This window comes from Geomonas sp. Red32 (assembly GCF_023652955.1).
Classification (GTDB): domain Bacteria; phylum Desulfobacterota; class Desulfuromonadia; order Geobacterales; family Geobacteraceae; genus Geomonas.
The window spans coordinates 525,950-539,837 of the sequence record NZ_JAKLOY010000001.1; the positions used below are offsets into that span (position 1 = coordinate 525,950).

Annotated in this window: 11 protein-coding genes; 4 read left to right on the forward strand and 7 right to left on the reverse strand. The window is 61.9% G+C overall.

Translation table 11 applies throughout. The features are described from left to right. Positions 1-278: 278 nt before the first annotated feature. The 4 genes from sucC (at position 279) to L4X63_RS02380 (ending at position 5,242) form a co-directional block, all read left to right on the forward strand. Positions 279-1,448 carry an ADP-forming succinate--CoA ligase subunit beta gene (gene sucC / locus L4X63_RS02365; RefSeq protein WP_250676979.1) on the forward strand — a complete coding sequence of 390 codons (1,170 nt, stop codon included), beginning with the start codon at positions 279-281 and terminating at the stop codon, positions 1,446-1,448. A 10-nt stretch (positions 1,449-1,458) separates the two neighbouring features. Further along, positions 1,459-2,334 carry a succinate--CoA ligase subunit alpha gene (gene sucD / locus L4X63_RS02370; RefSeq protein ID WP_250676980.1) on the forward strand — a complete coding sequence of 292 codons (876 nt, stop codon included), beginning with the start codon at positions 1,459-1,461 and terminating at the stop codon, positions 2,332-2,334. Between the two features lie 395 nt (positions 2,335-2,729). Continuing rightward, positions 2,730-2,885, forward strand: coding sequence for a DUF6290 family protein (locus L4X63_RS02375; RefSeq protein ID WP_250676981.1), 156 nt, complete (start codon positions 2,730-2,732; stop codon positions 2,883-2,885). A 350-nt stretch (positions 2,886-3,235) separates the two neighbouring features. Beyond that, positions 3,236-5,242, forward strand: a complete 2,007-nt coding sequence (locus tag L4X63_RS02380; protein ID WP_250676982.1) for a methyl-accepting chemotaxis protein — start codon at positions 3,236-3,238, stop codon at positions 5,240-5,242. 69 nt (positions 5,243-5,311) lie between these two features. Here the strand turns inward: L4X63_RS02380 and L4X63_RS02385 are convergent, their stop codons facing one another. The 7 genes from L4X63_RS02385 to L4X63_RS02410 all read right to left on the reverse strand — a co-directional run bounded on the left by L4X63_RS02385 (position 5,312) and on the right by L4X63_RS02410 (position 13,876). Continuing rightward, positions 5,312-6,625 (reverse strand): DUF4403 family protein, encoded by a 1,314-nt coding sequence (locus L4X63_RS02385; protein ID WP_250676983.1) that lies wholly within the window; start codon positions 6,623-6,625, stop codon positions 5,312-5,314. A gap of 242 nt (positions 6,626-6,867) precedes the next feature. Continuing rightward, positions 6,868-6,996 carry a hypothetical protein gene (locus tag L4X63_RS23570; protein ID WP_284694443.1) on the reverse strand — a complete coding sequence of 43 codons (129 nt, stop codon included), beginning with the start codon at positions 6,994-6,996 and terminating at the stop codon, positions 6,868-6,870. Between the two features lie 129 nt (positions 6,997-7,125). Then, positions 7,126-7,335: a hypothetical protein gene (locus L4X63_RS02390; protein WP_250676984.1), complete on the reverse strand. Its 210-nt coding sequence runs from the start codon at positions 7,333-7,335 to the stop codon at positions 7,126-7,128. A 72-nt stretch (positions 7,336-7,407) separates the two neighbouring features. Further along, the gene (locus L4X63_RS02395; RefSeq protein WP_250676985.1) at positions 7,408-8,232 is read right to left on the reverse strand and encodes an epoxyqueuosine reductase; all 825 of its coding nucleotides are present in this window, start codon (positions 8,230-8,232) and stop codon (positions 7,408-7,410) included. Positions 8,233-8,441: 209 nt separating this feature from the next. After that, a complete protein-coding gene (locus L4X63_RS02400; protein WP_250676986.1) occupies positions 8,442-10,736 on the reverse strand; it encodes a serine protein kinase PrkA in 2,295 nt (764 codons plus the stop codon). 14 nt (positions 10,737-10,750) lie between these two features. Continuing rightward, positions 10,751-12,370: a SpoVR family protein gene (locus L4X63_RS02405; RefSeq protein WP_250676987.1), complete on the reverse strand. Its 1,620-nt coding sequence runs from the start codon at positions 12,368-12,370 to the stop codon at positions 10,751-10,753. Between the two features lie 141 nt (positions 12,371-12,511). Beyond that, positions 12,512-13,876: a DUF444 family protein gene (locus tag L4X63_RS02410; RefSeq protein ID WP_250676988.1), complete on the reverse strand. Its 1,365-nt coding sequence runs from the start codon at positions 13,874-13,876 to the stop codon at positions 12,512-12,514. Between the last annotated feature and the right edge of the window lie 12 nt (positions 13,877-13,888).

Below are 13,888 nucleotides of genomic sequence, written 5' to 3' on the forward strand. Positions count from 1 at the left end.
ACGGGAAACCGTGACGCCCCTTTTTTGTGTTCTATTCCGGCGCGCACTTTCTCCCGTTTGGAACAATGTTCTCTTTTTATGTTTTAAAATGGCTTAAACATGCACGGCAACCCCCGCCAAAGCCCGCCTCCAATAAAACATCACAAAAGAAAATATCGCCAAAAACCATCAGACAACCTAAAATTACTTGATACTACACGTTTTTTGCTGTATACGTCACTTTCAAACAAGCGTTCTCTCATTATTGTCGACGATTTGATGATCACCAGGAGGGGGAGATGAATATTCACGAGTACCAGGCCAAGGCGATTCTGAGGAAATTCGGCGTGCCGGTCCCGGACGGGCACGTCTGCTACAACGGGGCGAGCGCTCGCGAGTGGGCCAAGCGGCTCGGGGAAGGGCCATGGGTGGTCAAGGCCCAGATCCACGCCGGCGGCCGCGGCAAGGGGGGGGGCGTAAAGCTCGCGCGGACTCCGGACGAGGTGCAGCTGATCGCCCGCGACATGCTGGGGATGACGCTCAGGACCCACCAGACAGGCCCGGAGGGGAAGGTCGTCCACCGGGTGCTGATCGAGAACGGCTGCAACATCGGCCGCGAGCTCTATGTGAGCCTCTTGGTCGACCGCGCTACCTCCAAGGTGACCGTGATGGCCTCCACCGAGGGAGGGATGGACATCGAGGAGGTGGCCGCCAAGACGCCGGAAAAGATCTTCATGGAGACGGTCGATCCCTTGGCGGGCCTCACTCCGTTCCAGTGCAGGAAACTCGCCTTCAGCCTCGGCCTCACCGGGAAGCTCCTCACCAAAACGGTCAAGCTCCTCCAATCGCTCTACACGACCTTCATCGCCTGCGACTGCTCGCTTCTGGAGATCAACCCGCTGGTGGTCACCAAGGAAGACGAACTGCTGGCGCTGGACGCCAAGTTCGGCTTCGACGATAACGCGATGTTCCGCCATCTGCAGATAGGGGACATGCGCGACTTCGACGAGGAGGACGCCAACGAGGTGGAAGCCTCCCAGCACGACCTCTCCTACATCTCCCTGAACGGCAACATCGGCTGCCTGGTCAACGGGGCCGGTCTCGCCATGGCGACCATGGACATCATCAAGCACTACGGCGGCGATCCCGCCAACTTCCTCGACGTCGGGGGCGGGGCGACCATCGAGCGGGTCACCGAGGCTTTCAAGATCATCCTTTCCGACAAAAACGTGAAGGGTATCCTGGTGAACATCTTCGGCGGGATCATGAAGTGCGACGTGATCGCCACCGGGGTCATCGAGGCGGCCAAGCAGGTCGAGATCAAGGTGCCGCTGGTGGTCCGGCTGGAGGGGACCAACGTGGACCAGGGGAAGCGCCTCTTGAAGGAAAGCGGCCTCAACATCGTCGCCGCCGACGGCATGGCCGACGGCGCCAAGAAAATCGTCCAGGCCGTAGCCGCGGCCACTTAGGAGGGGGACCATGAGCATCCTGATCGACAAGAACACCAGAGTCATCACCCAGGGGATCACCGGCGCCACCGGCCTCTTCCACGCCCAGGGAGCCCGCGAGTACGGTACCAGTATGGTGGGAGGTGTCACCCCGGGCAAAGGGGGAACCACCATCGACGGCTTCCCGGTCTTCGACACGGTGACCGACGCCGTAGCCGCCACCGGCGCCACCGCCTCCGTCATCTACGTACCGCCACCGTTCGCTGCCGATTCCATCATGGAAGCGGTGGATGCCGGAATCGAGCTCGTCTGCTGCATCACCGAGGGGATCCCGGTCCTCGACATGGTCAAGGTCAAGCAGTACCTGAAAGGAAGAAATACCCGCCTGGTGGGGCCGAACTGCCCCGGCGTGATCACCCCCGGCCAGTGTAAGATCGGCATCATGCCCGGCTACATCCACAAGCCGGGCAAGGTCGGCGTGGTCTCCCGTTCCGGCACCCTCACCTACGAGGCGGTCTGGCAGCTCACCAACGTGGGGCTCGGCCAGTCCACCTGCGTCGGGATCGGCGGCGACCCGGTCAACGGCACCAGCCACATCGACTGCCTGAGGCTCTTCGAGGAGGACCCGGATACCGAAGCGGTCATCATGATCGGCGAGATCGGGGGGAACGCCGAGGAGGAAGCCGCCCGGTTCGTGAAGGAGCATATGAAGAAGCCGGTGGCGGCTTACATCGCAGGGGTCACCGCCCCCCCGGGAAAGAGGATGGGGCATGCGGGCGCCATCATCTCCGGCGGCAAGGGGACCGCTACCGAGAAGGTGGCGGTGCTCAAGGAATGCGGCATCAGCGTGGCCGCCACCCCGGCCGAAATGGCCGAGGCGCTGTTGAAGGTGTACCGGCCGAGTTGAGGGCGTCCCCCCATCCTCACGCCGTCCCTCCCCTTGAAGGGAGGGAACCATCGCCCCTCCCCCTCCCCTTGAGGGAGGGGGCCAGGGGGTGGGGACGCTTGCCACAAGGGACGGATACGCCGTCGGAAATTTAAAACAACGAGGGCCAGGAAAAGCGGGGCTTAGCGGGCGTGGGCGTCTCAGACACAGGTGAACCTGGGTGGCAGGTCGCTGTTTTATCGCGCATTTAGCGCAGTGCGCAGATTTTCACCTGTCGCTCCAATTAACTTGATCTATCTTGAGTTTTAAAGTATACATTTTTTTAAAACAAGTTCCTGTTCATCCTGTATACTCAAAAAGTTGTACGGGGCGGATTTTGACAACGGCGGTCAGAGTGCCAGCAGAGAGCTTATCGAATGGCTAAAAGCAAAAAGCATCCTCGATACAATGTGGTATCCGTCCGCGTCAGTGACGAGGAACGGCAGATGCTCGAAAAACTTTCCGCTGAGGAAAACAAGAAGGTCTCCGAACTGATCCGGGAGGCCCTGCAGACCATGGCGCCTCCTAAGTAGCAGCCTGCCCGTCCAAGCGGTAGCCAATCCACCCCCACTCCCTCTTCCCCACTCCCTCTTCGCCACTCCCTCTTCGCCACTCCCTCTTCGCCACTCCGTCTTCGCCACTCCGTCTTCGCCACTCCGTCTTCGCCACTCCGTCTTCGCCACTCCGTCTTCACCACTCCGTCTTCACCACTCCGTCTTCACCACTCCCGCACTTTTCCTCCAACGACCTCTCCCAAGCCAATCACAGGTAACACACCACTTTACCTCGGGTTTTCTCCTACCTTGCATGAGTCAACTTTTGTCCTTAAGTTCATTGAAATCCTGTCGATCAGTAAGGCGGCAACAACTGACGTGGAGGTAGCATGAAAGATTTAAGGATCGGGACCAAACTCGCCATGGGCTTCGGGTTCATGGTGTTCCTCCTCATGATCATCGCCCTGCTGGGACTGTACCGGATGTCACAGGTCCAGGAGCAGGTGGACCACGTGGTGAAGAGTAACTTCGTCAAGCTGAACACCTCCCTGGAGGCGTACGAAGCGATTCAAAACGTCACCGGCACCGTGAACAGGATCACCATCCTCGAGGACGCGGCCGCCCGCGAAGCCGAGCGCGCGAAGCTCGACGGCTACCGGGGGATCTACCGGGAATGCATCGCCAAACTCGACGAGATGGAGAGCCTGCCGGAGGGGAAGGCGATCATCGGCCGGATGAAGAGCTCGACCAAGGAAGCGACCGAGGTCAACAACCGGGTGCTCGATCTCGCCATGCAGGGAAGATTGCCGCAGGCGCGCGAGATCCTGATCAAGGAGGCACCCAAGCGTAACCAGGAGATGCTGGAGAGCTTTGCCGCCATGCAGCAGTTCCAGAAACAACGGGTGGATTACCGGTACACCGAGGCGGTGACCCTTTACCATACGGCCAGGACGGGATTGCTGCTCTCCCTGGTATTTGCCGTCATCCTCGGCTCCTTCTCAGCGTTCATGGCCTCAAGGAGCATCACGAAGCCGCTGAAGAGCCTCATCGGGATGCTGCGCGGGATCGCCCAGGGGGAGGGAGACCTGACCCAGCGTCTGGAGGAGCATTCCAAGGACGAGCTCGGCCAGCTCGCCCACTGGTTCAACGTCTTCATGAAGGTGGTGCACGACATGGTGCAGACGGTGACCAGGGACGGGATCCAGGTGGTGATCGGTTCCGACCAGGTACACGCCGAGTCGGCGGCCATCACTGCCAGCGCCGAGCAATTGGCGGTCAGGGCGGCCTCGATCGCCACCGCCAGCGAAGAGATGTCCTGCACCTCGAGCGAGATCGCCCAAAGCTGCGGACAGGCGGCGCAGGCCGGCACCCAGGCCAACGAGATCGCCGCCAGCGGTGCGCGAGTGGTGCGGGAAACGGTGCAGGGCATGGACCGCATCGCGGAACGGGTACGGGCCGTGGCGGACTCGGTGGGACGGCTGGGGGAGAGATCGAAGGAGATCGGCGAGATCGTGGGAACCATCGAGGATATCGCCGACCAGACCAATCTTTTGGCCCTCAATGCGGCAATCGAGGCGGCGCGGGCCGGGGAGCAGGGGCGCGGCTTCGCGGTGGTGGCCGACGAGGTCAGGGCGCTGGCGGTCCGCACCACCAAGGCAACCAGCGAGATCGGCGCCATGATCCGCTCCATCCAGTCGGAAACCTCGGCCGCCGTCGAATCGATGGAATCGGGCGTGCGTGAAGTACACAAGGGGTCCGAGGACGCCGAGCGTTCGGGTGCCGCGCTGGACCTGATCATGGGACAGATCGAGGCGGTGACCATGCAGGTAAGCCAGATCGCCACCGCCGCCGAAGAGCAGACGGCAACCACCAACGAGATCGCCGGCAACATTCAGCAGGTGACGGCTACCGCCGAGGTGGCCTCGGAAGGGTCGCGGGGGAGCATGGCGACCTCTCACCAACTGATGGAGCGGGCCAAGGAACTGATGGCGATGCTGGCCAAGTTCAAAGTGGAGGAGGACGTTTCCCTCTCCATCAACAAGGGGAAGGCAGCGCACCTCGTCTTCGTGGGCAACATCAAGGCGCACCTGGACGGCGCGAAAAGGGTCGACGCCGAGGCGCTCCCCACCCATCTCACCTGCGCCTTCGGAAAGTGGGCCCAGGGCACCGGACGGGAGCGCTGCACCCATTCCGGCCATTTCCGGCGCATCGACGGGCCGCACGCCCGGGTCCACGAGCTCGGCAAGCTGGCGATCCAGGCCTTCGACGCGGGAGACCGCAGAAAGGCGGAGGGGTACTGCGAGGAGATGGTGCAGCAGTCGCGGGAGCTGATCGGGATACTCGGGGAGCTGGAGAGGGAGTGCGGAAAAGAGACAGCCGCGAGGGCGCAAGGATGACGAAAACTGGCGTCACCCGGCCTTCGCCTCCCCCTCCCCCGAAGGGGCGAGGGGGCGAGAAGGTGTGGATCAGTGGAAGATGATGCCGCTTTCGCCTTCCATGAGTAACTGGAGGGAGAGGCGGTCCTGCTGGACCAGTAGATCGTTGAGTCTCAACGCGTTCAGCTTACCGGACAGGTAGACGTTGTCGGCCAGCTTTACCCTGTCCAGCGATTTTCCCGCCAGTTCGCGGGCCTGCTCCAGGCGCAGGGTCAGATCCATGGAGAGCTTCTCCTCGATGGTGCGCCTGAAGGTGCCGTGCAGCAGCCAGTCGGCGGACCGCACCAGGAGACTCTTGGTCTGCAGGTCGAAGTCGACGTCCTCCATCGCAAACCGGTTGGTCTCCGCCTTGAAAACCGGCCTCCCCGTCAGATAGAAGGTCCCCTCCACCGTTCCCGTCATCTCCACCTTGACCTGCAGGTGGTCTCCATTACCGCTGACGTCGATCGACTTCAGGATGACGCTCTTGCCGTCCTGGCCAAGCTCCTTGCCGATCAGCAGCGGACCAGCCGCCTTGGCGAGGTCGTGGTAAAAAAGGTCGGTGGCAAGAGAGATCTTGAAGGAACGGTCGCTCCCGCCGGCCAGCTTCAGCGGGGGGAGCGGAACCGGCCGTGCCGCCGCCGGACGGGGACCGACAACCACCCGGGCCAGGGAGGTAACCCCCACCGCCACCTTCATCCGGTCCCTCTGCAGGGAGAGCGGATAGAGCACCACCTCCCGGGGAGCCATCACCAGCCATGCGCCGTAGCGGCTGTCGAGCAGCAGCGGCTGCTGGGCATCCGTCCAGACCTTCGCCACCTTTCCTTTCAGATCGAACTTCTCGTTCAACTTGGTAGTCGCCAGCTTGGAGAGGGTCCCCTGCAGCGGGCGCGTCATGTCGCTCACCAGGCTCTTGGGCTTCACCGAGAAGGGGCCCACCCGAAGCTCCTCCGGCAGGGCCTCGGAGAGCCCCAGGAAGCGGACCTCCGCCGTCACCTTCCAGTCCGGGGTCACCCGGGCTCCCACCTCGAACCTCAGCCTGATGGAGAGGGGCGGGGTCTGGATGATGCCGTAGCCGAGCGAGATACCGGCCGGGATGGTCACCTGGCAACGGTTATCGGCCAGGGTGACGGCGATGGGCCCCTTGCGGGTCACCGCGAAGGGAAGGTCGGTGGAGGTGGATCCCCGGTAAAGCTCGTGGGGGACCACCCGGTTCAGGGTGTCGGCCAGTTCGGCGGCCGACATCTCCACGCCGACGTTAACGGTGGAAGGGTCTTGCTTCACCTCCGTCCGGAACGCCTCCTGCCGCGGCATCTCGGCGGTCAGCCGCTGGGAAGGAGCGACACCGGCGCAGGCGGCCAGCATTGAAAGGACTAGGACAGGAATAACAGAGCGAAAAATCCGGATAACAGTCTGCATGGGGCAGCCTCGTAGCTCAGCGCCTCCACCCCATACGTCAGTGGGACGGGTAGCACGGGCTGAGCGGGAAAATTTGTCGTAAAGGAAAAGGGCAGTCGAGAGATCTCACAAGAACAGACGCTGGAGGGATGAGTGTAATGACTTGCGGGTGACAACTCAACCATTAAGTGGTCCGGGCTCCCCCTTCATCAGGTATTCCCTCCCAGCTCCCTGATCCGCTCCTTCAATTCAACCATCCGCAGTTCCCGGCCGACGAAGAGTTTATTGAACTCTTCCAGCTCCCGGTTCTTTTGCTCCAGCTCGTCGCTCTTTGCCACCAGCTCTGCCGTGCGCTCCCGCACCAGTGTTTCCAGATGTTCGCGGTAGCGCTCCTGGCTGAGCAGGCCGGCAGAAGGAACTTCTCTATCGGTCAGGATGACTTGGCGATTGCGCCGTAGAGCCAGAAGTTATTCACCGGAACCGGCTTTTCTGACTACCGCGGCGTACGCCGAACGCTCCTTCATGATAGTTTCGGCAGACTGCAGAATCTGCGAGCGGTCAAAGTTCCAGAGCGGAATGGCGAGAGAACCGTTCGCCTGTTCGGCGAGCACGACGGTAAGGGCACGCAACTGCGATCGCTCATGGGTACTGAACAGCGAATACCCCACCACACCCATGGCGGACAGAATGGTTACGGTAATCGCCGTGCCCTCCCCTTGAGGGGGAGGGCGAGTTTGGGCAAATGTGGATTACGGGATCCGGCTTTCGCAGGGGACTTTGGTTTGGCAGAGGCCGCAGCCGGTGGCGGTTACGCCGTACTCCTTGGCGACGGCCTCGGGGGCAGTGCCGTAGACGTGCTGGCCGCAGATGTTCTTGTCGTGGCCGTCCTTGTTCAGCGCGCCAACGGGGCAGCGGGTGATGCAGGCGCCGCAGGTGCCGTTACGGTAGTAGAGACAGTTGTGCGTGTGGTTGGGATACGGCCTCGCGGAGGGCTCGAGCTCCAAATCGGTGACGACGCTCCCCAAGCGATGGGCGATGCCGCGGGGGGTGATCACCGCGTCGTTGAGACTGAAGGTGCCAAGTCCCGCGGCATACGCGGCATGGCGCTCGGACCAGGAGGAGGCGACGCCGACCGGGGTGTCCGCGTATTCCTTCCAGGCGGGATGAAACTGGGGAGCGAAGGCGCGGTGGCCACGGGCGGTGAGGAAGGCAACCAGGTGACGACGAAGTGCGCCGTTGAACGCCTCGCCGAAGTTGCGGGTCTGGGCCCAGGCGCGCGAGGGGAAACGCTCTTCGCGGCGGTTGGTTTCGCGGGTGGCGGCGGTGATCGGGAGGACCCAGGTGATTACCGTCTTCGGCTCCCATCCCCCGTCCTCCGGGAGACGCTCGGCCAACTCGGCGGGGGTGAAGTGGAAGTCGCCGATGACGGTCTTGTATTCGGTGAAGAGGGGGTCGGCCGCGGCGGTGAAGCCAACGAGGGGCTCGTCGAAGTAGGGAGCTTGACCGTCGGGAAAGCGGTTGCCGGCGTCGTCGCGGACAAAGCGGCGGATCTCGCCGCAAATCAGTTCTCTCATGCTTACCTCTTGCTGATGCAAACGGAAAAGGGAAAGAAAGAGTGCCAACTGAAGCGGGGATGGCTTTTGGCGGCGTAGGTTAGCATGAGTCGCGGGAAGGGGATAGAAAAATTAAGGTGAAGATGGGAGGGAAAAAGGGGGACGGACACCTGACGGAGCCCGAAGGCCCCCCCCCCGGCCCCCCTTTGACAAGGGGGGAGAGAGGGAAATTAGACGTGGAATTTGCGGGCGAGGTCGTTGTCGATCACGTAGACGCAGATCTCTTTGGCGGCCTGCTTGGTGTACTTGAACTTCTCGGAGCTCAGGTTGTTGATCAGGAAGGTCACGTCGTCCCGGATCCGCTTGTCGTAGGTCTTGAAGGCCTCGGTGTCGTAGTCCTTGATCGCCCGCCGGAAGTTGGAGTTCTCCAGGAAAGGCTCCAGCACCTTCTCTTTCAGGTTGTACACGTAACGGTCGTGCAGCGACTGGAAGAGCTGGGTCTCCTGCGGCGGCTTCCCTTCCACCATGATCTCCTGGGTCAGCGTCTTGCCGGTGTACTCGTGCTGGACCTCCTGGCGGAAGGTGAGCCGCGACTGGGTCTCGGCCTTGGCCGCCCCCAGAAGCCTCCCCTCGATGCCGGAGAGGAGCTCCTCGGTCACCTCGAGCTTGTCGCCGGTGAAGGTGCAGATCTGCACCGCGCCGGGCTCGAAGTTCACCGCGAACATGTAGTTCAGGATGTCGCGCTCGATCTGGGCCTCGTTGTAGTAGTAGAGCGCCTCCTTCACCTCCTGGAGCACCAGGTAGTCGTAGTTGTGGATGAGCGACTCCATGAACCCCTCGGGGATGGCTTCCTTCAGCTCCTTGTGCCAGCGGGTGAAGAAGGTGGAGAGGTGCGACATGGTGATCATCTTGTCTTTTCTCGCGTAGGCCGAGTAGAAGTCGGAGAAGATCTTGATGGACTCCCTCCCGGAGAAGCCGTGGTCCCCTTCGTGCTCGCTCTCGGCGATGATTTTCTTGCGCCTTTTCGCGTTCAGCCTTTTCCGGTCCTCTTCGGTGAGCCAGTCGGGGATGTGCCCGGTGTAGATCTCCATCTTGAGGATCTGCAGGTGCTCGTCGCAGTACAGGCGGTACTTTTCGGGGTCGCCGATCCATTCCAACAGCGCATCGGACTTGATGTTCATCCTGGTCGAGATGATGACCCGGGCGAAGTTGTGCAATACCCGCGGCAGGAAGCTCTCGTCGATGTGCTTGCCGAAGATGTTCCGGTAGATCTCCACCTCGGTGTTCAGGTCCATGACGTAAGGGATGTTGATGAACTCGATACGGTCGGTGAAGGACTGCACCCCCTCGATGCTCCGCTCGTCCTCCGGGTTCATGAGGGCGATGAAGAGCGAGCGGACGTTCTCCTCGACCTCCTCGACCTTGTGGATCCCCTCGGAGATGATGTTGTGGAGTTCCAGAAGCCTTTCGGCGTTGTGGGACTTCACGTCCATCAGCGCGTAGATCCCGTTGTTGGTCTTGGCGAAGTTGGAGAAGATGTACTTCACCTCGTTGGAATCGCCCAGAAGGAGATCGATCTTCCGCTGCAACAGCTCGTTGGAGTGGATGTTGACCTTGGTCGAGCGGTCGCCCGGGTTGTAGACGGTGATCCCCTCCCCCAGCCGCCGGTTGAACCGGTAGGGGCGGACCTGGATCATCTTGAAGAGATCGGCCGGGTCCTCGAGCCGCGCGCAGAGCGCCTGGAAGAGCGACGTGCAGATGGTGCAGGGGGAATCGCTGAAGACCCAGTCGTACTCCTTGTCGGTGAAAAGGCGCCACTTGAACGAGTCGTTCTCGAGGAGGTCGTCGAAGAAGGCGCGCCGCTGCGATTTGTCGATCATCAAAAGCGGATGGTCGTGGGACGGGCAGGGGACCTCCACCACGTCGCCGCCGCGCAGAAGCGCCGCCTTGGCCTCGGAGAGGTCGGAGGGATCGAGCTCGTACTCGTCGAGGAGATGGGAGAGCCTATCCATGAAGGAGGCCACCTGGTGCTCCTTGAAGCGCCCGAGCACGTAGCGGTCGAGGTGCCAGACCACCTCGTAGCGGCGGCCGGCCTCGGTGTTGGCGTACTCCTCGAACTTCATCAAGAGGTTGTTCAGGAAGGTGCTCTTCCCGGAGCCCGGCGGCCCCTCGAAGATGTAGATCTTGTTCTGGCGCGCCCCGGTCTTCATGGCCGCCACGTGGCTCATGAAGCGGTTGGCGAACAGGCGGTCGGCGAAGAAGGGATGGTCGGAGTTCTCGACGAACAGCCGCCTCGTGTCGTAGTTGACGAAGTTGATGGACTCGGGGTCGTCCGGGTACTCGTCCACCCCTTCCGAGACATAGTTCTTGATCATGTCGTGGAACAGCTGGAAGATGTTGCGCATCATCATCTCCGGCTGCTGCGACACGAGCTGCATGTACTCCTGGAACGAGAAGGTCATCGACTTCTCCCGTTCCACGATGGTACGGCTCAGTTGTTTCAGTACGGTATCGAGTTCCGGCATAGTTTTCCCGCCTGTCACAGCGCTTTCCTTTCCAGTACCTTGTCCTTCATGGTGTAGACCACCCGCTGCCAGGTTATCTCGGGCTCTTCGCCCCCGTCGCGGTTGCCGCGCGGGGACTGCACCACCGCCTCGCTGGTCTCCAGCTGGACCGGGGCTCCCCAGAGGTACTCGATCCCCACCATGGTGTTGGCGATGTAGTCCTGGACCAGCTGTTTTCCCTCGAAGTGGTGGACGAGGTAGAGGGAACCGTGCTCGCCCCGCTCGGGGGCGATCTCGATGAACGGCGGGTGGTAGAGCGAGGCGAGCACCATGTCCCGGTACTGCCGGGCGTCCCTGCTCTTAACGTAGTACTGCCAGACCATCCGCTGGGGATCGAGCCGTTTGCCGGTCACGAAGAGGTCGAAGCGGTCGGTGAAATCCTGGTCGACGAAGTCTTTTATGAAAAGGTAGTCGCAGTAGTTGGAGCGGACCCGGAAGAGGAACTCGTCCCCCTTCCCCGCCTCGCTGTCATACTTCTTCCTCATCTCGGCATCGGTCAGCCGGTGGAAGTCGTATCCCGTCCTCCCTTTGTCGGCGACCTCCTTCAATTGGTACATGAGCCTCATCCCCAGCGCGTAGGGGTTCATCCCGACCCGCGGCATGGAGGTGACGCCGGCGTGGACGCGGGCGAAATCGACCTCGTGCCCCTTGATGCGGTCGTCCTCGAGGAAGAGTTTCTCGTGCCAGTAGCTCGCCCATCCCTCGTTCATGATCTTGGTCCGGATCTGGGGCTGGAAGAAGATGGAGGTCTTCCTGACCACCTCGAGCACCGAGCGCATCCAGACGTTCTCGTCCTTGGCCAGGAACTCGGAGTTCTCGATCAGGAATCTCAGAAGGTCGTAGCGCTCGACCCGCTTCACCGTCAGCTGCTTCTGGTAGTGGGCCTCCATCTCCGGATACTTCCTGGTCACCTCGATGAAGAAGACCCGCTCGCCGTCGTCGCCGAAGGCCTCGATGTTCTCGTTGTAGCGGGCGATCTCCTTCAGGTACTCGCTGACCGCGGCCTTCTTCTCCACCTGGAGGAAGACGTCGAAGTAGTAGTTGAGGCGGCTGGAGCAGGCCCGTTCCGGGGAGGCGAAAAGCGGCGAGAGCTCGGCGTGGTAGCCGACCAGGTTGTCGAGGGAGCGGGCGAACTCGAGGATGTAGTCCACCCAGCGCCCCTTCTCGGCCCTGAGCTTCGCGATCACCCGCTTGTCGGAGAGCGCCTGCCCGGTGAAGTCGTACTCCCAGGTGTGCCGGAAGTAGAGGTTGTTCTGGAAGAAGTCGATGTGGCCGAGCACGTGGTAGAAGATCATCACGTTCAGCCAGTCGGGGTTGTTGTCGTTGTAGAAGGAGATCGGCGGCCGGGTGTTGATGACCGTCTCGTAGGGGTTGTGCGGGTAGAGCTCGTATTCGCCGCGCCCGCGCAAGACCTCGACGTCGTGGACCCAGTAGTCGTAGAGGGTCGGGATCATCACCTTGGGGGAGAGCTCGATCAGGTCCCGGTTGGTGACGATGTACTCCAGGCTCTCGTCGGTGAAGGAGAGCCCCGCCGCCCGCGCCCGGACCTTGCACCCTTCCATGATCTCCTTGGTATGTTGATTGATGAGTTCCATACGCGGTCACATCCCGTTTCTAATAATTCGAACGTTCGAATTTTTCCTGCAGCCTCTCGTGATCACACGCGAATTCCGATTTTTTTTGCGCGACCCGGTCTCCTTTTCCCGCCGTTTCCCCGTCTTCGGGGACCATCGCTGCTAGCTGATCAGCCGCTTGATCCCTTCGATCACCCTCGCTTCCTCGGCATCCTCGGCCATCACGTCCATCCGTAAGAGGTGCGGCTTGTCGCGTAAAAGCCCCGAGTTCTCCAGGTAGCGCGCCACCTCGGTCCACTGGGTGCCGCTGTGCTCGGCGATGGTGACCCCCATCCGGCTCACGTAGGAGAGGATCTTGATCAGCTCGGGGATCGACTTGTCGCCGCCGGTGTCCCAGTCGTCGCCGTCGGTGCCGTGGAAGACGTAGATGTTGTAATCGGCCGCCAGGTTCTCCTTCTCGACGATCTCGTTCACGAGCTTGTAGGCGCTCGCCACCTCGGTCCCCCCCGCCACCCGCGAGTTGTAGTAGGTGTGGAAGTCGGGGACCTCCTTGGCCTCGGTGTCGTGGAGGATGAAGCGCGATTCCACCTGCCCCGCGTACTGGTACAAGAGCCAGGAGTAGATCATCACGTGCTGGGTCGCCACCAGCTCGGTCACCTTGCCGGCCATCGATCCGGAGTAGTCCCTCAGGAAGAAGACCATGGCCTGCGGCTCGTAGTCCTTCTCCTCGGAGAAGATCCGGTACACCTTGTCGCGGGGAGAGATCAGGAACCGGGTCGGGTCGAGGTCGGAGGGGTCGGTGATGTTCCCCAGCGAGATGTTGGTCTCCATGATCTTTCTGAGGGTCGCCTTCTTGTCGAGCACCTGGCCGGAGCCGCGGTTGCGGTCGGTGAGGTCGTAGATGTAGCGGGTGAAGGAGCGCTTCTTCCCTTTCTCCTTGAGGTTCGGGAGCTGGAACTGCTCGGTGAGCACCTTGCCGAGTTCGTAGGCGGAGGCGCCGACTTCGTGGGCCTCGCCCTCCCCCTGCCCCGGTCCCTGCCCCGGCTCCTCGCCGGTCTCGCGGACCTTCTGCTCGCCGATGACCTCCCCTTCTTCCCCCTTGCCGCTGCCGCCGGTGGCGCCACCCTCACCGGGAGGGCGGACCGACGGGTCGTGGACGAACTTCTCCTCCTCGGTGGAGGGGACCACCACGACCTTCCCCTTGCCTCCTACCTTCCCCGGCTTGATGAGACGTCCCACCCGGATCTTCCTGGGAAAGCCGTCCTTCTCGCGCTGGCGGTCCCGCTCCAGGAGGTCGTCCAGGGACTTCATCTCCAGCCCGAAGGGGTTTTGCACCGGCTCGCGCCCCTCCAAAGCCGCCATGTCGTGCCAGGCGTAGAGGCTTTTCGCGAAGTCGGGGAAGGGGCCGCCGCGGTTGGAGGTAGTGAACGCACGGCGGGCGGCCAGCTCGTCCTTAAAGCGCGCGTAGCGCTCGGGGTCGAGCCCCCTGGCCTTCAGTTCTTCGAGGTATCGTTCGGGATCTCTCATGGCGTCGACCGC